This window comes from Streptomyces sp. AM25 (genome assembly GCF_058146165.1).
The window spans coordinates 371,539-390,867 of record NZ_JBKIWN010000001.1; the positions used below are offsets into that span (position 1 = coordinate 371,539).

The 19,329-nt window shown below is 72.1% G+C and carries 20 protein-coding genes and 1 pseudogene; 12 read left to right on the forward strand and 9 right to left on the reverse strand.

Annotated features, from left to right (window positions below; genetic code table 11):
* Positions 1-10 precede the first annotated feature (10 nt).
* Positions 11-280 (reverse strand): TetR family transcriptional regulator C-terminal domain-containing protein, encoded by a 270-nt coding sequence (locus ACLHRZ_RS01360; protein ID WP_490416446.1) that lies wholly within the window; start codon positions 278-280, stop codon positions 11-13.
* Between the two features lie 45 nt (positions 281-325).
* Positions 326-1,306: a GlxA family transcriptional regulator gene (locus ACLHRZ_RS01365; RefSeq protein ID WP_490416298.1), complete on the reverse strand. Its 981-nt coding sequence runs from the start codon at positions 1,304-1,306 to the stop codon at positions 326-328.
* 71 nt (positions 1,307-1,377) lie between these two features.
* Here ACLHRZ_RS01365 and ACLHRZ_RS01370 point away from each other — a divergent pair, with 71 nt between their 5' ends.
* Positions 1,378-2,052 (forward strand): HD domain-containing protein, encoded by a 675-nt coding sequence (locus ACLHRZ_RS01370; protein WP_490416299.1) that lies wholly within the window; start codon positions 1,378-1,380, stop codon positions 2,050-2,052.
* 47 nt (positions 2,053-2,099) lie between these two features.
* Positions 2,100-2,522: a Rid family hydrolase gene (locus tag ACLHRZ_RS01375; protein ID WP_490416300.1), complete on the forward strand. Its 423-nt coding sequence runs from the start codon at positions 2,100-2,102 to the stop codon at positions 2,520-2,522.
* Positions 2,523-2,795: 273 nt separating this feature from the next.
* On the opposite strand, the gene ACLHRZ_RS01380 is transcribed toward ACLHRZ_RS01375, so the two are convergent.
* From ACLHRZ_RS01380 to ACLHRZ_RS01390, 3 genes and pseudogenes are all read right to left on the reverse strand, one after another.
* Positions 2,796-3,170, reverse strand: coding sequence for a hypothetical protein (locus ACLHRZ_RS01380; RefSeq protein ID WP_490416301.1), 375 nt, complete (start codon positions 3,168-3,170; stop codon positions 2,796-2,798).
* Positions 3,171-3,222: 52 nt separating this feature from the next.
* Entirely contained in the window at positions 3,223-4,158 is a 936-nt protein-coding gene (locus tag ACLHRZ_RS01385) for an NAD-dependent epimerase/dehydratase family protein (RefSeq protein WP_490416302.1), read from the reverse strand.
* Positions 4,159-4,197: 39 nt separating this feature from the next.
* A pseudogene (locus ACLHRZ_RS01390) lies at positions 4,198-4,356 on the reverse strand (LuxR C-terminal-related transcriptional regulator); the annotation flags it as partial.
* A 200-nt stretch (positions 4,357-4,556) separates the two neighbouring features.
* Here ACLHRZ_RS01390 and ACLHRZ_RS01395 point away from each other — a divergent pair.
* The 8 genes from ACLHRZ_RS01395 (at position 4,557) to ACLHRZ_RS01430 (ending at position 12,974) form a co-directional block, all read left to right on the forward strand.
* A complete protein-coding gene (locus ACLHRZ_RS01395) occupies positions 4,557-4,736 on the forward strand; it encodes a hypothetical protein (protein ID WP_490416303.1) in 180 nt (59 codons plus the stop codon).
* A 239-nt stretch (positions 4,737-4,975) separates the two neighbouring features.
* Complete coding sequence (locus ACLHRZ_RS01400; RefSeq protein ID WP_490416304.1) at positions 4,976-6,424, forward strand: NsdA family TPR-like regulatory protein; 1,449 nt, start codon at positions 4,976-4,978, stop codon at positions 6,422-6,424.
* A 52-nt stretch (positions 6,425-6,476) separates the two neighbouring features.
* Positions 6,477-7,454, forward strand: a complete 978-nt coding sequence (locus tag ACLHRZ_RS01405; protein ID WP_490416305.1) for an acyltransferase domain-containing protein — start codon at positions 6,477-6,479, stop codon at positions 7,452-7,454.
* Positions 7,451-9,286 carry an acyl-CoA dehydrogenase family protein gene (locus ACLHRZ_RS01410; protein WP_490416306.1) on the forward strand — a complete coding sequence of 612 codons (1,836 nt, stop codon included), beginning with the start codon at positions 7,451-7,453 and terminating at the stop codon, positions 9,284-9,286. Before ACLHRZ_RS01405 ends, ACLHRZ_RS01410 begins: the two co-directional genes overlap by 4 nt.
* Positions 9,286-10,338 (forward strand): 3-oxoacyl-ACP synthase III family protein, encoded by a 1,053-nt coding sequence (locus tag ACLHRZ_RS01415; protein ID WP_490416447.1) that lies wholly within the window; start codon positions 9,286-9,288, stop codon positions 10,336-10,338. Before ACLHRZ_RS01410 ends, ACLHRZ_RS01415 begins: the two co-directional genes overlap by 1 nt.
* Positions 10,339-10,377: 39 nt before the next feature.
* On the forward strand, positions 10,378-11,439 hold the full coding sequence (locus tag ACLHRZ_RS01420; protein WP_490416307.1) for a beta-ketoacyl-ACP synthase 3: 1,062 nt from the start codon (positions 10,378-10,380) through the stop codon (positions 11,437-11,439).
* A gap of 12 nt (positions 11,440-11,451) precedes the next feature.
* Entirely contained in the window at positions 11,452-11,721 is a 270-nt protein-coding gene (locus ACLHRZ_RS01425; RefSeq protein WP_490416308.1) for an acyl carrier protein, read from the forward strand.
* Positions 11,718-12,974: a beta-ketoacyl-[acyl-carrier-protein] synthase family protein gene (locus ACLHRZ_RS01430; protein WP_490416309.1), complete on the forward strand. Its 1,257-nt coding sequence runs from the start codon at positions 11,718-11,720 to the stop codon at positions 12,972-12,974. The genes ACLHRZ_RS01425 and ACLHRZ_RS01430 overlap by 4 nt, the downstream gene beginning before the upstream one ends.
* Here ACLHRZ_RS01430 and ACLHRZ_RS01435 read toward each other — a convergent pair.
* Entirely contained in the window at positions 12,889-13,290 is a 402-nt protein-coding gene (locus tag ACLHRZ_RS01435) for a chitosanase (RefSeq protein ID WP_490416310.1), read from the reverse strand. The genes ACLHRZ_RS01430 and ACLHRZ_RS01435 overlap by 86 nt on opposite strands.
* 246 nt (positions 13,291-13,536) lie before the next feature.
* On the opposite strand from ACLHRZ_RS01435, the gene ACLHRZ_RS01440 reads away from it, so the two are divergent.
* The gene (locus ACLHRZ_RS01440) at positions 13,537-13,677 is read left to right on the forward strand and encodes a hypothetical protein (RefSeq protein ID WP_490416311.1); all 141 of its coding nucleotides are present in this window, start codon (positions 13,537-13,539) and stop codon (positions 13,675-13,677) included.
* A gap of 57 nt (positions 13,678-13,734) precedes the next feature.
* Here ACLHRZ_RS01440 and ACLHRZ_RS01445 read toward each other — a convergent pair whose 3' ends face one another.
* From ACLHRZ_RS01445 to ACLHRZ_RS01455, 3 genes are all read right to left on the reverse strand, one after another.
* Positions 13,735-15,780 carry an alkyl/aryl-sulfatase gene (locus tag ACLHRZ_RS01445; RefSeq protein ID WP_490416312.1) on the reverse strand — a complete coding sequence of 682 codons (2,046 nt, stop codon included), beginning with the start codon at positions 15,778-15,780 and terminating at the stop codon, positions 13,735-13,737.
* 150 nt (positions 15,781-15,930) lie between these two features.
* Positions 15,931-16,776 (reverse strand): chitosanase, encoded by an 846-nt coding sequence (locus ACLHRZ_RS01450; protein WP_490416313.1) that lies wholly within the window; start codon positions 16,774-16,776, stop codon positions 15,931-15,933.
* A gap of 48 nt (positions 16,777-16,824) precedes the next feature.
* Positions 16,825-17,592: a GNAT family N-acetyltransferase gene (locus ACLHRZ_RS01455; RefSeq protein ID WP_490416314.1), complete on the reverse strand. Its 768-nt coding sequence runs from the start codon at positions 17,590-17,592 to the stop codon at positions 16,825-16,827.
* Positions 17,593-17,891: 299 nt separating this feature from the next.
* Between ACLHRZ_RS01455 and ACLHRZ_RS01460 the strand changes: the two genes are divergently transcribed.
* Positions 17,892-19,280 (forward strand): M14 family zinc carboxypeptidase, encoded by a 1,389-nt coding sequence (locus ACLHRZ_RS01460; protein WP_490416315.1) that lies wholly within the window; start codon positions 17,892-17,894, stop codon positions 19,278-19,280.
* Positions 19,281-19,329 lie beyond the last annotated feature (49 nt).

Consider the following 19,329-nt stretch of genomic DNA (forward strand, 5'->3'; position numbering starts at 1 on the left):
CCCCCGGAGGTCAGCTGTCGGCTCTGAGCGCGTCCAGATGCCGTCGCAGCACCTGCCGGAGCAGCTTCGGCGGATAGCGGTCCGGCAGCAGCGTTGCCTGGAGGTTGAGCCCGTCGAGGAGGGCGGCCAGTCGCGTGCTTTCCAGAAGGAACAGGACGGCTTCGCCGTCCCGGCAAAGCGGTGGCGGGTGGAACGGGCCATCTGCTGCACCCCGCCGACGCCCGCGGCGGTCACTGCTCGGCAGCCTGGACGGCAGCGACCAGCCTTTGAAACCCTTCAGTTGAAACCCTTCAGTTGAAACCCTTCAGTGTCGCGCCGGCCGTTCTCAGTCCGAGCGCGGGACTACCGGCAAACAGGCCGGACTGCGCGACGTCGAGCGTGTGAAGGTGCGGCGGTAGGCGGTGGGAGTGGTGTCCAGTACGCGCCGGAAGTGCAGGCGCAGATTGGCTGCGGTGCCCAGCCCGCAGTCCCGCGCCACCTGCTCCACCGAGCGGTCCGTGGTTTCCAGCAGTTCCCGCGCCCTGCCGAGCCGGGCGTTGAGCATCCACTGCAACGGGGTCGTGCCCGTCTCCTCGGTGAACCGGCGCATGAAGGTGCGCTGCGAGAGACCCGCGTGCCGGGCGAGCACGCGCAGCGTGAGCGGCTCGCCGAGCCGGTGCAGGGCCCATTCACGGGTACCGGACAGCGACGCCTCACCGGCCACCGCGACGGGAGCCGGCACGTACTGGGCCTGCCCACCGTCTCGATGCGGGGCGGCGACCAGACCGCGGGCGATCTGGTTGGCCGCCTCCGCGCCCAGGTCGCGGCGCGCGATATGCAGGCACAAATCGATGCCGCAGCACACTCCGGCCGAGGTGAGCACGTCGCCCTCGTCGACGTAGAGCACGTCGCGGTCGACCGTGACGGCCGGGAAGTTCCGCTCGAACTCGTCGATGTGCCTCCAGTGGGTCGTGGCGTGCAGCCCGTCCAGGACGCCCGCCGCGGCCAGCGCGAAGGCGCCCGTGCAGATCGACACCACACGCTTGCCTCGTTCGCGGGCCTCGGCCAGCGGGCCGAGTACGGCATCCGGCACCGGGAGGACCGGTTCGAACCCCGGCACGATCACGGTGTCGGCGGCGCGCACCTGCTCCAGGCCCCCGTCGGCGATCAGGGCGAAACCCGCGGTGGTGGTCACCTTCGCCTCCAGCGCGCACAGGGTCATCTCGTAGGGGGTTTCCGGCCGGGTGGTGAAGATCTGCGTCGGGATCGCCAGGTCGAGCGGGGTGACCCCGTCCAGCGCCAGGACCGCGACTCGATGCACTGCCATGGCAAGATTCTAACGAAGTATGGAATTTTTGCCTCTCACCAGGTCAGGGCGGTTGCGGCCAGGCTGAAGACATGACCGGACCCACCCACGAAACGACCGCCGACCTGATCACGCTGCCCGGCACACCGCTTGCCGACGCCGTCATGAACCTCATCCGACCGGTGGAAACGCCGTCCCTGTTCAACCACAGCATCCGCAGCTACCTGTTCGCCCGGCTGGTTGCCGGCCGCCTCGGCCTGACCGCCGGCCACGACTACCACGACGACCTGCTGTTCGCCGCATGCGCGATGCACGACCTCGGCCTGGCGCCGGACGGCCCGCACAGCCAGCGGTTCGAGGTCGAAGGCGCCGACCGGGCCGCCGCATTCCTCATCGACCACGGAGTACCCGCAGCCGATGCCGACCAGGTCTGGCAGGCCATCGCCCTGCACACCTCCCCGGGTATCGCGGAACGCCGCGGCACGCTGTGCGTGCTCGTCCGCGAAGGCGTCGCACTCGACTTCGGCGGCCCACTGGGCGCCGACCACGTCGACGCCGTCACCGACGAGCAGGCCGACGCCTTGCACGCCGCCTATCCACGGCTGGACATGATCCGCTCACTCACCGACGCGATCGTCGTGCAGGCCGCGAAAAACCCGAAGAACGCACCCCTGTACACGCCCCCCGGCGAATTCCTCCGCGAACGCGAGACCTTCGGCCGGACCCGGCTGGAGCACGCCTGTGGTTCGTCCCGCTGGGGCGACTGACCCCACGGACCGTACGGCCCCATCAACAGAGAAGAGGAAGCACCGCAATGACCGTCCACACCGTCACGGTCTCCGAGGACAACGCAGTCTTCGGGCAAACCACCAGCGCTTTCGCAAGTTTCGGCTATTCCGCCGCGGTCCGCGCGCACGGCCTCTTGTTCATTGCCGGAACGATCGGTCGCCGCGCCGACGGAACCATCCCGGACACCATCGAAGAGCAGACCGAGATCGCCATCCGGAAGATCGAGGAGATCCTTCGGCTGGAGAACCTCGACACGTCCGCCCTCGTCGACGTCACCAGCTACCACGTCGACATCCGCCAGCACCTGCCCGGCTTCGTCGAGGCCAAGCAGCGCCTTGTCAATGCGCCCTACCCGACCTGGACGATCATCGGAGTCAGCGGCCTCGCCAGCCCGGGACTCCTCGTCGAAATCCGCGCGACCGCCGCGTATCCCGACGCGTCCCTGTAGACCGCCGCTCCTGGTCCCAGGAGCCGCCGAGCACCCCGGGGGCCGGCCGCATGACGGTCGCCCCCCGGGCACGTCACAAGGCTGGTCAAGAGGAGGCGAGCAGGCGGAACGGGAGGCGAACTCGCCACCCTGCGACCCCGAGGCGTCCACGAAGCCGAAGAACTCGACCACCGCGCCCGCCTCTGGCTCCAGACCACATAAGGCGACCGACGCCACGGGCGCCAACCACGGGCGCCGGCAAGGCGATGAGCACCCTTCCGCAGGCGCCCGTGGTCACCGTCGAAGCCGGAGCGGGTTCTCCATGTCGTCACGGATGCTCCCGGGCGTACCCAAGTAGCCCAGCTCGACAAGGCGCGCCAGGCTCTGCCGTGTTTCCTCCGGCGGCAGGGACAGTTCCCGGATCAGCCATTCGGCATCGCCTTCGGGGCCGCACACGTCGAACAGCCAGCGGCATTTGATGTACACGGCCAGGTCGGTGAAGGACAGGCGGTGATCCGTAGCCACTTCGTGCCCGACAATGAAGGCGTACGGCCCGCAATCCTGGTGGAGGATCCGGCAGAACTCTGGTGTTTCGCTCTTACGAAGCTCCTGCGGCCAGTCGTGTGCTTTCCCGTTCGACGGACGTACCGCTCGGCAATCCGCCGACACGCCGGGCTTCGTACAGCTCAGTCGGCACTTCGGCGGCGCTGGTCACCCGAGCCTATGCCGACCGCCGCTCGCGCCACCACCTCACCGTGGCCCGGACCTGCTCCTCGACCGGGGTGGCGCGCACCGCGAATGCGGACTCGTAGGCGGTGGAGTCCACCACGAAGGAACGGTCGAACTGGTAGCGGATCTCGCGCAGTTCACGGATCAGGGGCGAGAAGAGCGACGCCGCTCCCAGCACCGCCGGCGGCATCCTGCGTACCGCGGCCGGACCCGTCCCCGCCTCGGCGGCCAGTCGGCCGACCATCTCCCGGGCCGACAGCGCGGGAGCCGTCGGCACGTGCCATGCCCGGCCCCAGGCCTGCTCCGCCCCCGCGGCCTCGGCCAACGCCGCGGCCACGTCGGGGAGATAGGTCCAGCTGTGCGGCGCATCGGGGTCGCCGAGGACCGAGACGGACTTGCCCTGCAGCAGGCGCGGTACGACCCGCGCGGCCAGGTGGCCTCCGTCAGTGACGCCGGGCCCGAAGAAGTCCGAGGCGCGGACCTCGACCGCCCTGATACGGCCCTCCTCGTGCAGCTTGTGCACCAGCTCCCACGCGGCCGCCCGAGCCCGCCCCTTGGGGCCGGTCGCCGCGAGCGGCAGGTCCTCGGTCAGGGGGCGGTCTACCGGGCCGTAGCCGTAGAGGTTGCCCAGCACGACCAGGACGGCCCCGGTCGCCTCGGCCGCCGCGCCCATCGACGCGGCCAGTTGCGGCCATTCCGCCGGCCAGCGGTGGTAGGGCGGCGCGGCGCAGCCGTGAATGGCGACCGCGCCCTGTGCGACCTCGGTCAGTCGTGCGGAATGTGCGGCGTCCGCCGCGACGTGTTCGATGCCGGGTTCGGGAGCGCGGCCGGACCTGGTGACCACGCGTACGGAATGCCCCTGTTCGGCCAGCAGTTGCGCGGTGGCGACCCCGGCGGGCCCGTACCCGATTACCACATGAAGACTCACGCCCGAACCCTAGCGTGCGTGTCCGTCATCGATTGTCCGTCACCGTTTGAGGTAGGCCAGGACGGCCAGGACGCGGCGGTTGTCGTCGGCGGACGGTTCGATCCGCAGCTTGGCGAAGATGCTCGCGGTGTGCTTGGCGACGGCGCTCTCGCTGATGTGCAGGGCGCTCATGATGGCGGCGTTGGACCGGCCCTCGGCATCAGCTCCAGCAGGGCCTTTGCGAGGAACCCCGGTCATTCACGACCGGGAGGAGGCGCATCCGGTGATCGCGACGCGGGGCGTCGTGGTGTCGTCACCTCGGGCGCGGAGGGTCCGCAGGGCTGCCGGTGGAGCCGGGAACGGTTTGCGCATCAGCTAGGCCGTTCTGGTTCTCGCTCCACTACACCGCGGTCGTAGGCATGATGCCGCTGACCATCCGTACCGCCCCCGACGGTACACGCGCATTCGTCGCGAACCTGCACTCGGGAATCCTCGACGTCGTCGACCTGTCAGCCGGCACCGTCCTGCACACCCTGGCGATCGACCCCGGGGACCCCGTAACGGTGCAAGGTACTCACGGGATCGCCTGTCTTCCGTGAAGCGGCCACGCATGCACGGTGCCCCGAACTCGCCGCCCCGGGCCGGGATTCGGGCCGGAACTGCTTCTCCTGCGCCCGCGTTCGTGCCCGGTTGTGCACCGGCGCATTTCCCCGCGGGGCGTTTTTCCGGTTCGTTCGGACATCGTCCGGGGAATTATCCGGACACCCCCGGAATCCGCGCGCCGCGGAATGGTGCGGAAATCACAATGTTCCGGTAACCGGCCCGGCAGGAGAACGGGATGTCCTCGCGCCACCGCACCCATCGCCGTCCCAACAGAAGGCTGCGGGCTCTGCTCACGGAGGCCCGGTGGACGCAGGGTGCACTCGCCCGTGCCGTCAACGCGGCGGCTGCCGAGGTCGGTCTGAGCCTGGGGTACGACCGCACGTCCGTGGCGCACTGGCTCAGCGGCACCCGGCCCAGGGCGCCAGTGCCGGAGCTGGTGGCGGAGGTGCTCACGCGGCGCCTGCAGCGCACCGTCTCGGCGGACGCCGTGGGGTTCACCGCGGCGTCCGTCCCTCGGGTGAAACGTTCCCTCGAGGCCGAACTCGTGGCCCTCGCCGGCACCGAGGCCGACCCCGTCCGCAGGGTCGCGGCCCAGCAGCAGCCCTACCGCGAGGCGCTGCTCCGCACGGCCCGCCTGGACCAGCCGGTGCCCCGGAAACCCTGTCCCCGGCACGGCGACCGCTCCGCCGATGCGGAGACCCTCATGCTGCAAAGTGCCGAGCGCTTCTACGCCGCATCGTTCGACGCCCACGGTGGCCGCAGCACCCGGTCCTCCCTGGCGGCCTACCTCGCCCAGGACGTCGCCCACTGGCTCCGTTCGACGCGTACGGAACACGCGCACAGGAAGATCCTGGAGGAGGCCTCCCGCCTGACGTTTCTGCTGGCCCGGATGTACGAGGACGCCGCAGCCCACGGGCTCGCGCAACGGTGCTTCGTCACCTCCCAGCAGATCGCCGCCGAATCCGGTGACCGGCTGGCCTGGGCGGTCGGCCTGCGCGGCCTCAGTGCGCAGGGGCTGTCACTCGGACACCATCAAGCCTCCCTGCACGCCGCCGAGGCCGCAGCGGAGGCGAGGCAACGGGCGGGCGGCGGCGGTCCGGGGGCGTATTTCCTCGCCCAACTCGCCGTGGCCCAGGCCGCCTGCGGCCTCCGGCGGCAGGCCTTGTGCTCCCTCGACCATGCGGAGCGCTGCATGGAATCGGCTGCGGAACCGGGCCACGAGCATGGGCCGTTCACCGTCTACACGCCGGCCGCACTGGGCTTCCAGCGGGCCAGAACCTTCAGATACCTCGGGGACTCTTCCGCCGCATGCGAGGCGCTGACGCGCTCGCTGGCCGTACGCCCCGCAATGGACCGCCGGGGACTGGCGCTCAGCCACGCGATGCGGGCGGAAATCCTGCTCCGCAACGGGCATGTCGAGGAAGCCTGCATCTCGTGGCACTCCTTTCTGGAGCACTACCGGTACTTGCGCTCCGGTGCAGCCGACATCGCCGCCGTCCGGCTGCGCCACCTGCTGGCCCCCTATCGCAGGACCCCGGCCGCCGCACAGGTTCTTGCCCGGGCCGCGGCAGAACGGGCCGGACGATACCGGCGCTTACCAACAGGCGCACGACGACTTTCACTCCGTTCAACACCTCGACCGCCGGTGGCGCAACTCCCGGCGCGCCCGACATTGTTGAATTGAGCAAGGAAAAGGCCTTTCCGGGCTCCACGGGCCGGCGAAAGGAGCCTGTGCCGTGAGCATTGTCCATCTCTTCCCCGGGCAGGGGGATTTCGCACTCAGTCCCCTGCTGCGGGCCGCCCGGACGCACCGGCCCGTACGCGACGCCCTCAGCGGCGTGCTCCGGCAGGCCGACGGCGTAGCCGCCGAATTCGGCATCAGGCCGCTGGGCCCGTGGCTGCTGGGGAGCTCACCGCCCAGCGGCCGCGAACTGGCCACAGCCGCGCCGGGGACACCGCAACTGGCCCTGTTCTGCTCCTCGCTGGCCGTCAGCCGGGCCCTCGGTACCGTGGGGCTGGTGCCCGAGCGGGCGCTGGGGGTGAGCTTCGGCGAGATCGCCGCCCTCACGGCGGCCGGTGTGTTCGATGTCGCCGGGGGCGCCCGGATCGCCTGTCTGCTCGCCCGTTCCCTGGCCCGGTGCGACGGGAGCATGCTCCTGTTGCGGACGGGAGAGGAACAGGCGCGCGTCCTCATGCACGCCGCGCGCACCCGCGGGCTGGCCCTGGCCTGTGTGAGCGGCCCCGGCGAGACGGTGGTCAGCGGGCCGTCGGCCGCTGTGGCGGCCTTGGAGCGCGTCGCCCGGCGGCGCGGCGTGACGGCCACCCGGCTGCGGCTGCCCTTCCTCTCCCACCACCCCTCGCTCACCGACGAGGCGCACTGCTTCGCCGCGTCGATCCGCAACGTTTCCGCGGCGCCGGCGCGCTTCCCCGTGCACTCCGCCGTCCTCGGCCGTGCGTACGGCAAGGGGGACGACGTCCACCGCGGGCTCGCCGACTGCCTCGTCCGCCCCGCAAGGATCCCCGAAGTGCTGCACCAGGTGTGGACGTCGCCGGTCACGCTGCTGCTGGAGGCCGGCACCGGGCAGGCCCTCACCCACAGCGTCCGCAGCTCGCTCCCCGCGGCCACGGCCCACGCCCCGCTGGCGGACCCCGGCTTCCCCTGGCGGCACCCCGAACGTCTGCGCCTCCAGACCGCCCCGGAGGCCTCACGATGATCCCCCACACCGGGGCCGAGGCCGAACTCGCCCGCATCGTCGGCGGACCGCACCCGGCCGAACTGCGCGAGCGGCTGACGGCCGCGCTCATGGCCGGCGCCGCACCGGAGGCGGCCCCCGCCGGCCACGGCCGGCGGACCCACCACGCCCTGCGCCGACTGGCCAAGGCCCTGCCCCCGGCCCGGGATCTGCTCGCCGACTCGTACCTGCTCGCCCTCGTGAGCACCTGCACGGCCGCCGCCGACCCGCCCCTGTACCTGGCCGCCCTCTCCCACTACGTGCTCTGCATGGGGTCCGTGCTCTCCCTGGCGGGCGACCCCGCGGAACTGCGAGCACCACTGGACGCCTTGGAGAGCGGCTACGCCAAGGGCGCCTTCCTGGCAACGGAGACCGGGGACGCGGGCAGCCACCTGGCGCTGCGCACCACGGCCCGCTTCGACGCCGAGCAGAGGGAGTTCGTCCTCACCACCCCCGACGCGGGAGCCGCGAAGTTCTCCGGTGTCGGTGCGCTCGGGGAGCCGCAGACCGCCGTGGTGTGCGCGCGTCTGCAGACGGCGCACCAGGATTGCGGGGTGTTCTCCTTCCTGGTCAACCTCTGTGACGAACAAGGGCTGCTGCCCGGTGTGCGGGTCTCCGAGCCCCTGGAGCTGGGCGCCCTGCCGCTGGACTACGCCCTGGTCCGGTTCGACGGCGTGCGCCTGCCCTACCGGAACTGGCTGCGCGACACCGCCCGCATCGACGAGCGCGGCACCTTCCACGACCCCCTCCCCGGCCCCGACGCGCGGCTGCATCGCACGCTGAGCGTGGGGCAGGCGCTGTGGGCGACCCTGCCCTCGGCCCTGGCCGCGATGGCCCGGCAGTGCGCCGTTTTGACGTTGCGTCACTCCACCCACCGCCGCAGCCACGGGCGGCTCGCGCCGGGCTCGCCCGTCCTGGCCTACCGGATCCAACAGCACGCCGTTCTGGGCTCATTGGCCGAGGCCTTCGCCCTGACGTGCGTGGGCAACGCGGCCCTGGACGCCTGGCAGCGGTCACCCGGCGCGGCGCGTTCCGCCGGGGCGGCCTTCTCCCCCTGGACGGCGGTCGACCCGCTCCTCGCGGTGTACAAGGCCCATGCGGCGAGCGCCACCGCCCGCCTGGCCGCCGAGTGCCAGCACTGCTGCGGCTTCGCCGGACATCTGGACCTCAACCGGCTCGCCGCGTATCAGGGTTTCGCCCATGCCTTCGACAGCGCGGGCGGCGACAACCGGCTGATCCTCCTGGACACCGGACGCTCCCTGGTCGACCGCCCGCAGCCCGCCGGCACGGGATCGGCCCCGCCCTCGCGCATCCCGCCCCGCAGCCTCACCTGGTGGCCGACAGCCGCCCGGACCCACGAGGCGCGCCTGGCCGCCGGACTGCGCAGGTCCGTGCGCCGGGGAGAGGAACGCGGGCTGCGCGGACTGGAGTTGTGGAACCCCCTGCTGACCACCGCGTACGAACTCGGCGCGGCCCATGCGAGCCGGCTGGCCGCGGAGCAGCTGGTCCGCACGGTCGACGGCATCCACGACCCCGAACTCGCCGCTGCCCTGCGTCCGTTGGCCGCGCTGTACGGGATTGCGGAGGCGCGCCGCCTGTCCGGCGGCCTGCTCTCCACGCAAGTGCTGGGCCCCGGCACGGTACGGGCTCTGCCGCGCGCGATGGACGAGCTGTGCGACCTGCTGCTGCCACGGCTGCGCCTGCTCGAATCGGCCATGGGCTCCCCCGGCCCCGGACGGACAGTCCCGCTCGGCGCAGCCGACTACGCCCGCGCCCTGGCCGACTCCCTCGCCTGGCAGACCGAAGGAACATGATGAACGGCACCGCGCCCGCCATCGGCGTGCTGGGGACGGGCACCTACCTCCCCCGCGGCCGACGGACCAACGACGACATCGCCGCGGCCCTGGGCGTCACCCCGGAGTGGATCCTCCGGCGCACCGGGGTGCGCACCCGCCACATCGCCGAACCCGGCCAAGCCGCCTCCGACTTGGCGGCCGCCGCGGTCCGTGCGGCCGTCGCAGCCGCCGACCTCGACACCGACCGGATCGGCTTGCTGATCGCCGCGACCTCCACCCCCGACGAGCTGGGCCCTTCCACCGCCTGCCGGGTCCAGGCGCTCACCGGTGCCCGCCACGCCGTCGCGCTGGACGTCAGCGCGGCCTGTTCGGGCTGGCTGTTCGCGGCCCGGGTCGCCCACGACTGGCTGCGTACCGACCGTCGCCCGCGGTACGCCGCGGTCGTGGGGGTCGAGGCGTACTCGAAGTTCCTCGACCCGGCGGACCGCGGGACGTCGGTGCTCTTCGCCGACGGCGCAGCCGCGGCGGTCCTGGGACCGGTCCCGGACGGCGGCGGGTTCGCGGACTTCGCACTCGGCTCGGACGGCACGCTCGCCCACCACGTCCTCATCCCGGCCGGCGGCAGCCGCATGCCGGCCGGGGCCGACACCGTCGACGGGCGCAAGCACCACATCCACATGGACGGCCGCGCCGTGCGCGACTTCATCGCCGAGATCTTCCCCCGGCTCGTGGCCGAGTGCCTGGCCCGCAACCGGCTGTGCCTGGAGGACATCGACGTCTTCATCGCCCACCAGCCCAACCCCGTCCTGCTGCGCGGCCTCGGCGACCGCATCGGCATCCCGCCGGAGCGGCTCGTCATCGTCGGGGACGAGGTCGGCAACATCGGGGCCGCCAGTGCACCGTACGCCCTGGCCACCGCGGCCGGGCGCGGTCTGCTGCCGCCCGGCGGCCGGATCCTGCTCACCGTCTTCGGCGCGGGCGTGACCTGGGGCAGCGCCCTGCTGACGTGGACCGGTGCCTCCTCCATCCGTATCGCGCCCCGCGCCGCCGCTGCCACGAGCCCTTCGTGACCGGCCGCGGTGCACCCCACGAGGCAAGGAACTCCCCAGATGCACCAGGATCTTCGCACCGCGGTGCTCTGCGGCATCGGCACCTGTCTCCCGCCGCACGTCCTGACCAACAGCGACGTGGCACGGCTGGGCGGGCTCGACACCACCGACGTCTGGATCCGCACCCGCACCGGCATCGCCCGACGCCACCGGGCCGGGGTCGGCACGAGCACGGGAGACCTCGCGGTGGCGGCGGGACGGGCCGCGCTCGACTCGGCGGGTGCCGACGGGGCGGACCTGCTGGTGCTCGCGACCACCACCCCGGACCGGCCCTGCCCGGGCACCGCACCGGAGGTGGCCCACCGGCTGGGGCTGGGCCCGGTGCCGGCCTTCGACCTGGCGGCCGTGTGCTCGGGGTTCGTCTACGGCGTCGCGGTCGCCGGTGCCATGGTCGCGGCCGGGCTCTGTGCCCGTCCCCTGGTCGTCGGTGCCGAGACCTACTCGGTCGTCGTCGACCCGAAGGACCGCGACACGGCCGTGCTCTTCGGTGACGGGGCGGGCGCAGTGCTCCTACGCGGCGGGGACCGGGCGGAGCCGGGGGCCGTCGCCGCCGTCGACCTGGGGGCGGACGGTGCGGGGTGCGATCTCATCGCCATCGCGGCGGGCGGCTCCCGGCTGCCCGGCACCACGCCCCGGCTGTCCCGCGAGGCGCGCTACTTCCGCATGCGCGGCCGCAAGGTCTACGGGCATGCCGTGCGCCGCATGACGGAGTCGTCGCTGGCCGTGCTCGACCGGGCCGGCTGGCCGCCGGACAGCGTCGAGGCGTTCATCGGCCACCAGGCCAACCAGCGCATCCTGGACGCCGTCGCCGACCGCATCGGCATCGCCCGTCACCACCGCCACGGCAACATCCGCGAGGTCGGCAACACCGCCGCCGCCTCGCTCCCCCTCGCCCTGGCCCACGCGGCGGCGCGCAACGCCGTCCGGCCCGGGGCGCGCGCCCTGCTGACCGCATTCGGCGGCGGACTGACCTGGGGGTCGGTCGCCCTGACCTGGCCGGCGGCGGTGCCCCATAGCCACGCCCCCGCCGTGCGCGGCTCCACCGCCCCGTTGCTGCCCTAGGAGGAACCTGCCATGGACACCGTCTACGACCACCTGGTGACCGTGCTCACCGGCAAGTTCGAGGTCGGCCCCGAGCAGATCCGGCCCGAGGTCACGCTCGCCGGGCTCGACCTGGACTCCCTCGCGGTGACCGAGCTCCTCATCACTCTCCAGGACCGCTGGGACGTGCCGCTGGAGCCCGACGACTCCGCCGCCGGGCAGAGCCTGCGGCAACTCGCCGACGCGGTACGGACGCATCTTGCCGCCGGCCGGGAGTCCGCGGAGCCCGGGGCCTCACCGTGACCGGGCGGCACGGCGGTGACGGCGCTCTCGCCGTCACCGGCATCGGCCTGGTCACCCCGGCCGGCATCGGTACCCGGCGGACCTGGGAGGGGGTGTGTGCCGGACGGTCCGCCGCAACCCACGACCCCGAACTGGCCGGTCTGCCGGTCGATCTCTCCTGCCGCGTTCCCGGATTCGACCCGTACCGGCACGTGCCGGGCCCGCGGCCCTGGCGGCACGACCGGTTCACCCAGTTCGCCCTCGTCGCCGCCCACGAAGCGGTCGCGGACGCACGCTTGGACCCGGGCTCCTGGAACGCCGCCCGGGTCGCGGTGGTCCTGGGCTCGGCGGTCGGCGGGATCGGGACCCTGGAGGCCCAGCACCGCAAGCTGCTGCACGAGGGGAACCGGGCGGTCTCGCCGTTCACCCTGCCCGCCTTCCTGCCCAACATGGCGGCCGGCCAACTGGCCATCGCCCTGCGGGCCCACGGCCCGGCCCTGCACACCGCCACCGCGTGCGCCTCGGGCGCCACCGCCATCATCACCGCGGCCATGCTGCTGCACGCCGGCGCGTGTGACATCGCCGTCGCCGGCGGGGCGGACGCCATGGTCACCCCGATGTGCGCCGCCGCCTTCGGCGCCCTGGGCGCGCTCTCGCGCCGCACGGGCGAGCCCGCGGCCGCGTGCCGGCCCTTCGACCACGACCGCGACGGCCTGGTCCTGGCCGAAGGGGCGGGCGTCCTGGTCCTGGAGCGGGAGAAGGACGCAGCGGCCCGCAACGCTCCCGTCCACGCGCGCCTGACCGGCCACGGTTCGTCGGCCGACGCCCACCACCTCGTGGCCCCCGACCCCGAAGGCCGCGGGCTGCACCGGGCCGTCCGGCAGGCGCTGCTGGACGCCGGCACCGGCGTGCACCGCGTCGACCACGTCAACGCACACGGCACCGGGACGGCCCTCAACGACCGCACCGAAGCGGCCGTGCTGCACCGGGTGTTCGGCACCGCGCTTCCCTCGGTCACCTCGGCCAAGGGCGTCCTCGGGCACACGATGGGGGCAGCCGGTGCGGTCGAGGCCGCCCTGACCGCGCTGAGCGTGGAGCACCAACTCGTCCCGCCCACGGCCAACTTCCGCCGGACGGAGCCCGCCATGGCTCCTGTGGACGTGGTGCACACCGCGCCACGGCGGCAGATCATCCGCACCGCCTTGAGCATCTCGTGCGGGTTCGGCGGGCACAATGCCGTCCTCGCCTTCGCACCGCCTTCAGGTGCGGTGTGACGGGCGGGGCCAGATACGCCCGTTCCTCGCCGCCGCGGGCCGGGAGGCGGGCCTTGTTGATCGCGTTCGCGCGGATGGCGCCGAAGCTGTACTTGTCGTGGCCGTTGCCGTGCATGACGATCGCGTCGAAGTAGACGAACTGGCCGCCGCCCTGCGCCCGTTGGCGGCACTGTACGGGGTTGCGGAGGCGCCGCCTGTCCGGCGGCCTGCTTGCCACGCAGGTGCTGGGCCCCGGCACGGTACGGGCTCTGCCGCGCGCGATGGACGAGCTGTGCGACCTGCTGCTGCCGCAGCTGCGCCTGCTGGAGGCGGTCATGGGCTCCCCCGGCCCCGGACGGGCGGTCCCGCTCGGGGCGGCAGACTACGCCCGTGCACTGGCGACTCGCTCGTCTGGCACAGCGAAGGGCTGCCGCGGTGCTGTGAAACAGGCTCCGCGCCGGGCGGCGCCGATCAACCGCGATCGGATCACGAGCCCACTCGTGCGAGTGATACGGCGCATGCCCGGGCGGGCACGCGGGAAGCCGTACGACAGGATCAACTGCATGCTCAGTGGGGGAAGTTCATGCGTGGCATCGACGCTGCCGCCATCGACGTCATCGCTTTCGCCAGTGTCCTCACCGTGCCCCGGGACGAGGAGAGGTGCCTCAAGTCCATCCTTGGGCTTCAGCTCTGCGGCGAGGTGTCCTACCCGCGTGCCGCCTGAGCCCGCGGTGCCGGGCCCCGCGGACGGGGCACCGGCACGCTCGTGCGGGTGGCTCGGTTACTTCGGGTCGGCCGGGGCGACGATGGGGAACGAGGTGTCGGGCCGGGTGAGGTAGCCGAACACGGTGTCCGCGTAGTCCTGCTTGCCTTCGGGGATCTGGACGAGCCCGTCGCGGACGGCCCCGTCGAAGGCGGCCCGGTAGTCGCCCTGGGCACCGTACATCAGGCCGTTGAGGACGTCACGGGTCAGCTTGATCACGACCTGCGGGGCGCCGGCGAAGCGGTCCTTGCCGGGGACGAAGACGAGGACGCCGTTGCGCAGCGTCGTGGTGCAGGTCTCCTCCTCGCCGCCGTTGATCACCCACTGGAGGACGATCGGGTCGCGCTGCTCCCGGGCGGCCTTGGGGCCGTCGAGGGCACGGGCCAGGGTGGAGAAGTACTGCTCCAGGGTCGTGCTGAGGATGATGTCGCCGGGCTCCTGGTTGTAGGGCTTCTCGATGCCGCGGGCCAGTTCGTGGGCGCCGGTGAGGAAGAAGTTGCGCCAGGTGCCGTTCTCGGAGCCGTAGCCGAGCTGGGTCAGGGCCTTGTGCTGGAGCTCCTTGGCCGCCGCACTGTCCTCGGGGTGGCCGAAGATGACGTGGTTGAGGAGCTCGACGACCCAGCGGTACTCGCCGCTGTTGTAGGCCTGTTGTGCTGTGGCGACGACGGCGTCGACGCCGCCCATGGCCGCCACATAGCGCGCGCCCGCCTTGGACGGCGGGAGGTTCCACAGGTGGGCGGGGTTGCCGTCGAACCAGCCCATGTAGCGCTGGTAGACGGCCTTGAGGTCGTGGCTGAGGGAGCCGTAGTAGCCGCGCGTGTACCAGTGGGACGCGAGGGACTCGGGAAGATCCAGCTCCTCGGCGATCTCGATGCCCGTCCTGCCTGCGTTTATCAGCCGGAGCGTCTGGTCGTTGAGGAAGCCGTAGACGTCGCGCTGGATGCCCAGGTACTCGACGATCTTCTCCTTGCCCCAGCGGGGCCAGTGGTGGGAGGCGAATTCGACGTCGGTGTGCTCGCCGAAGGTCTGGATCGTCTCGGTGAGGTACTTCGACCACGCGTGGGCGTCCCGGACCTGGGCGCCGCGCAGGGTGAGGAGGTTGTGCAGGGTGTGGGTGGCGTTCTCCGCCGCGCACAGGGTGCGGGCCTGCGGGAAGTAGATGTTCATCTCCGCCGGGGCTTCGGTGCCCGGCGTGAGCTGGAAGATCAGCCGGATACCGTCGACGAGTTGCCGGTAGAGGCCGGGCCGCCAGGGGATGACGTCCTTGGCCGACCATTCGTTGCGCGGGACGGGGGCGGTGCCGCTGCCGCCGATGTTCACGTTCGGCGGGACGAGGGTGACCTCGCCGGTGGAGACGGTCAGCCCCAGGCCGGCGCCGACCTGCCCGACCGGGCTCTTGTCCAGCTTGGCCGCGTACATGTACTCCGAGCGCCGGGCCATCGCCGGGCCCGCATAGACGTTCTCGCTGACGGCGTGTTCCAGGAAGCCGTCGGGCGCGATGATCGGGATGTCGGTGTCGATGACGTCGTTCTTCTCGTGGAACAGGCCGCGGACACCTCCGAAGTGGTCGACGTGGCTGTGGGTGTAGATGATGCCCACGATCTGCCGCTGGCTGCCGGTGGCGTCCCGGTAGAGCTTCAACGCCCACTGGGCGGTCTCGTAGCAGGCGAGCGGGTCGATGACGAGGATGCCCGAATCGCCCTCGACGATCGTCATGTTGGACAGGTCGTAGCCGCGGACCTGGTAGATCTTGCCGTGCTCGTAGGACGTGACCTCGAAGAGGCCGGCCTGGGCGGTGAGCATGCCCTGGCGCCACAGGCTCGCGTTGACCGACGGCGGGGCCTCAGCCGTCTGGTCCTGGCTGAGGAAGTCGTAGCTGACGAAGTTCCACACGATCCGGTCGCCCTGGCGGCGGGCCGGGATCGCCGGGATCTGGGGGAGCGCGATCAGACCGCGCCGGGCGTCCTCGAAGTCCTCGGAGTTGGGCGGGACGGTGTTGACGATCTGGCGGTTGGCCTCGGCGACCGACGGTTCGACCTCGACCTGGGGCGAATATTCGGGCATGCGACAGCCTCCTCGGGCACACGGCGCTGTGTGCGTCATGGGATGCGCGGAGCGTTCCGGAGCGCGATCACGCTATGTGTAGGCGAAATATGCCTGCAAGGCATCGAATCAGACAGATGCTGTATGCAACGAAACTCGCCAACTCCGCCTTCAGGTGTGGCGTGACGGGTGGGGCCAGCGTGTGATCTCGTACGTGTCGCCGTACGTCCGCCACTTCAGCGGCGGCCTGAGGTGGAAGTTGCCCTCGCCGAGGAAGACCCGCTGTTCGGTGTCGACGCGTGTGGTGTCGCCGTGCACCGTCTCCCCCCTGATAGCGACGTTGCGGGCGTCGAGGAAGGCGTCCAGATACGCCCGTTCGTCACCACCACGAGCCGGGATACGGGCCTTTTTCAGCGCGTTCGCGCGGATGGCGCCGAAGCTGTACTTGTCATGGCCGTTGCCGTGCATGACGATCGCGTCGAAATAGATGAACTGGCCGAGTGTGCGCAGCCCGTCGGCCTTGGCGCGCCGTACCGCGGGGTTGAAGTAGTCCTGGTCGCGCTCCTCCTCCTGGGCGGCCTGGAAAAACCTGTCCCGGGCGGCGGTTTTCCACGCCTGCTCGAAGGGCGCGCCCAGGCCCACGTGCGAGGCGGTGCCATTGACCTGGCGCAGGGCGGGCAGGTAGGGCGCGAGCAGATTGTGCGGCCGGTGGCGGGTGTAGCGGAGGACGACCTCGAGCATGTCGCCGGTGCCGGAGCAGAAGCCGATGATGCCGCCGGTGTATCCCTGCCCGTCGCCGATGTCCTCCAGGTATCCGTACGCGCTGCGCCAGTCGAGGGTGGAGTTCTCGGCGCTGGCCACCAGTTCCATGGCGACCTCCTTGGCGCGCGGGTTGTCCAGGCCGCTGCCGTGGACGGGAAAGGGGCGGGAGGGGGCCGCCTGGCTGGTTCCGGTGAGGGCCGAGCCGGCGAGGAGGGCGAGGGCCGATGCGGTGACGAGCGTGATCCGCAGGTGCATGCCGACCATTGAGGACCGGCGCGGGCGGGAGGGACAAGCACCGGGGACTCAGGGCGTGTCCCGCTCGCGCCGGCCTGCGGCCCGCAGCGGCCGGTACCGCAGGCCCAGGCCGCGGTAGAGGTGCAGGGCCGCCCGGTTGTCGTCGTCGACCATCAGGGCGGCCGTGCCGTGCCGGGTCAGTGCCTCGTCCAGCAGCAGTGCGCACACCTGGCGCGCGAGCCCCCGGCCGCGTGCCGCGGGGAGTACGGCGATGCCGGAGAGGAGGCCGACGGTGGGTGCGGACCAGGCGAGGGCGCCCACGGCGACGAGCCGGCCGTCGCCGTCGCGCACGCCGGCCCAGCGTCCGGCCCCGGGGCCGCCGGGTTTCGCGTAGGAGTCAGGAAATCCCGCTGCCACGACGGCACTTGCTTCGTCCCATGCGTTCTGCGGCAGCCACTGCGCGGCGCCTGTGGAGGGGAGGGGCGGGCCCGGGCGTGTGCGCTCCATCCAGCCGAAGCCGCCGGAGCGGGTCAGGCCGGGCAGCTCGGCCGTCAGTGTGTCGATCAGGGTGCGGTCGCCCAAGGGGCGGTAGGCCGGGCCGAGTTCGTGCAGCAGGGTGCGGGCGAGGGGGACGGCGGAGCGGGGGGCGCCCCACACGGCCAGCCGGTCCCGCGTCGACAGGGCGCGACCGGCCACGGCGAGGGCGCGGCCGTCGGCGCTCGCCCAGGCGCGGTTGTCCTCGCCCAGGTGCTGGGCCGCCCAGCGGCACAGTGAGTCGCCGCGACAGTATGTGGCCAGTTCCTCAAGGGAGTCGATCTCCCGTATGGACGTCCGCACGGTGGCGATTGTGGCAGGTGCAGGCGCATCGGCAGCGCATCGGGGCTCGCACACCCTCTTCTCTTCCTGGCGCGGACATGTCATCCTCCGAGCACCGGCCTGACGGCATCGGCCCCCGCGGAGCGCCGCCCCACACCTCCGGCGCCTCCCGCAGTCAGCGCCGTCGGACCAAGGACCGGCTGCCCGGACCGCCGCAGGGCCCTGCGCGCGGCCACGGCAGTCGGCAGTGGCGCGCGCCCGGTCGCCGCTCTGCGGCCCGGCCCGCGCGCGGTACCGCTACCCCCCACGGAAGGCCATCCATGTCCCGCACACGCTTGGCGGCGCTGGCCGCCGGAGCGACGGCCCTGGCCGCCGCGGCCGTGTTCCCGCAGGCCTCATCGGCAGTGGCAGGCACCACGGCCGCCCCCTCGCCCTCCCCCGACGCCGTGGTCGTCTACCGGGTGCCGGCCCACCACCGGCAGGACGCGCAGGCGCTCATCCGGGCCGGCTACGACCTCCTCGAACGCCGCCAGGGCGACGACCTGTTCGTCCTGGGCGACCGGAGCTCGGCCGCCGGGCTGCGCCGGCTCGGCTTCGCGCCGACGGTCGACTCGACGATGCCGAGATCCAGGCCCTCGGCCCACGCCCACCCCGGCACAGACGCCACTTACGACGGCGGCTACCACACCGTCGACGCGCACTACGCGCACCTGGACCAGGTCGCCGCCGCGCACCCCGACATGGCGACGGTCGTCACCTACGGGCAGTCCTGGCTCAAGCAGGCCGGGGCCGGCGGCCACGACCTCAAGGCGATCTGCATCACCAAGGTCAAGCCGGGCGACTGCCGGCTGAACCCCACGTCGGCCAAGCCCCGCTTCCTCCTCATGAGCCAGATCCACGCCCGCGAGATCACCACCGGCGAGATGTCCTGGCGCTGGATCGACACGCTGACCAACGACTACGGCAAGGACCCGGACATCACCCGGCTCATGGACTCCACCGAGATGTGGGTGATCCCCATCGCCAACCCGGACGGGGTCGACATCGTCGCCCAGGGCGGCGACAGCCCCGTCCTGCAGCGCAAGAACGCCGACAACGCCAACGGCGTCTCCTGCGGCTGGAGCGGCCAGAGCGGCGTCGACCTCAACCGCAACGCCGGCACCCACTGGGGCGGCCTGGGCACCTCGACCGAGCCGTGCAACGAGGTCTACCTCGGGCCCGCCGCGGACTCGGAAGCGGAGAACACCGGGCTGGAGAGCCTCTTCCGGCAGCTGTACCCGGCCGTGCGCACCGGCACGGGCGACAGCGACCCCGCACCCGCCGACACCAAGGGCATGATGATCAGCCTGCACAGCGACGCGAGCATGGTCCTCTTCCCTTGGGAGGCGGATCACACGATCCACACCGGCAACGACGCCGCGCTGCGCGCGCTCGCCGGGCACATGGGGTCGATCACCGGCTACCAGTCCGGGCAGGCCGGGGAGATCCTCTACGACGCCTCCGGCGGCACCGACGACTGGACGTACGACAAGCTCGGCCTGGCCAGCTTCACCATCGAGATCGGTGACGTCGACGGACGCGGGTGCAGCGGCTTCACGCCCGCCTTCTCCTGCCAGGACAGTTACTTCTGGCCCAAGATCAAGCCCGCTCTGGTCTACGCGGCCCAGCACGCGGCCGCCCCGTATCAGGGGGCCGTCACCGCCCGGTGACCCCTAACCGGCTCCGGGGCCGGGAACCCTCCCGGCCCCGGTTAGCAAA

Excerpts from the sequence above, each read along its gene's own strand:
- ACLHRZ_RS01370 (WP_490416299.1), top strand. The coding sequence starts at position 1,378 with ATGACCGGACCCACCCACGAAACGACCGCCGACCTGATCACGCTGCCC.
- ACLHRZ_RS01400 (WP_490416304.1), top strand. The coding sequence starts at position 4,976 with ATGTCCTCGCGCCACCGCACCCATCGCCGTCCCAACAGAAGGCTGCGG.
- ACLHRZ_RS01375 (WP_490416300.1), top strand. The coding sequence starts at position 2,100 with ATGACCGTCCACACCGTCACGGTCTCCGAGGACAACGCAGTCTTCGGG.
- ACLHRZ_RS01410 (WP_490416306.1), top strand. The coding sequence starts at position 7,451 with ATGATCCCCCACACCGGGGCCGAGGCCGAACTCGCCCGCATCGTCGGC.
- ACLHRZ_RS01440 (WP_490416311.1), top strand. The coding sequence starts at position 13,537 with ATGCGTGGCATCGACGCTGCCGCCATCGACGTCATCGCTTTCGCCAGT.
- ACLHRZ_RS01420 (WP_490416307.1), top strand. The coding sequence starts at position 10,378 with ATGCACCAGGATCTTCGCACCGCGGTGCTCTGCGGCATCGGCACCTGT.
- ACLHRZ_RS01365 (WP_490416298.1), bottom strand. The coding sequence starts at position 1,306 with ATGGCAGTGCATCGAGTCGCGGTCCTGGCGCTGGACGGGGTCACCCCG.
- ACLHRZ_RS01450 (WP_490416313.1), bottom strand. The coding sequence starts at position 16,776 with ATGCACCTGCGGATCACGCTCGTCACCGCATCGGCCCTCGCCCTCCTC.
- ACLHRZ_RS01435 (WP_490416310.1), bottom strand. The coding sequence starts at position 13,290 with ATGACCGCCTCCAGCAGGCGCAGCTGCGGCAGCAGCAGGTCGCACAGC.
- ACLHRZ_RS01460 (WP_490416315.1), top strand. The coding sequence starts at position 17,892 with ATGTCCCGCACACGCTTGGCGGCGCTGGCCGCCGGAGCGACGGCCCTG.
- ACLHRZ_RS01415 (WP_490416447.1), top strand. The coding sequence starts at position 9,286 with ATGAACGGCACCGCGCCCGCCATCGGCGTGCTGGGGACGGGCACCTAC.
- ACLHRZ_RS01445 (WP_490416312.1), bottom strand. The coding sequence starts at position 15,780 with ATGCCCGAATATTCGCCCCAGGTCGAGGTCGAACCGTCGGTCGCCGAG.
- ACLHRZ_RS01395 (WP_490416303.1), top strand. The coding sequence starts at position 4,557 with ATGATGCCGCTGACCATCCGTACCGCCCCCGACGGTACACGCGCATTC.
- ACLHRZ_RS01425 (WP_490416308.1), top strand. The coding sequence starts at position 11,452 with ATGGACACCGTCTACGACCACCTGGTGACCGTGCTCACCGGCAAGTTC.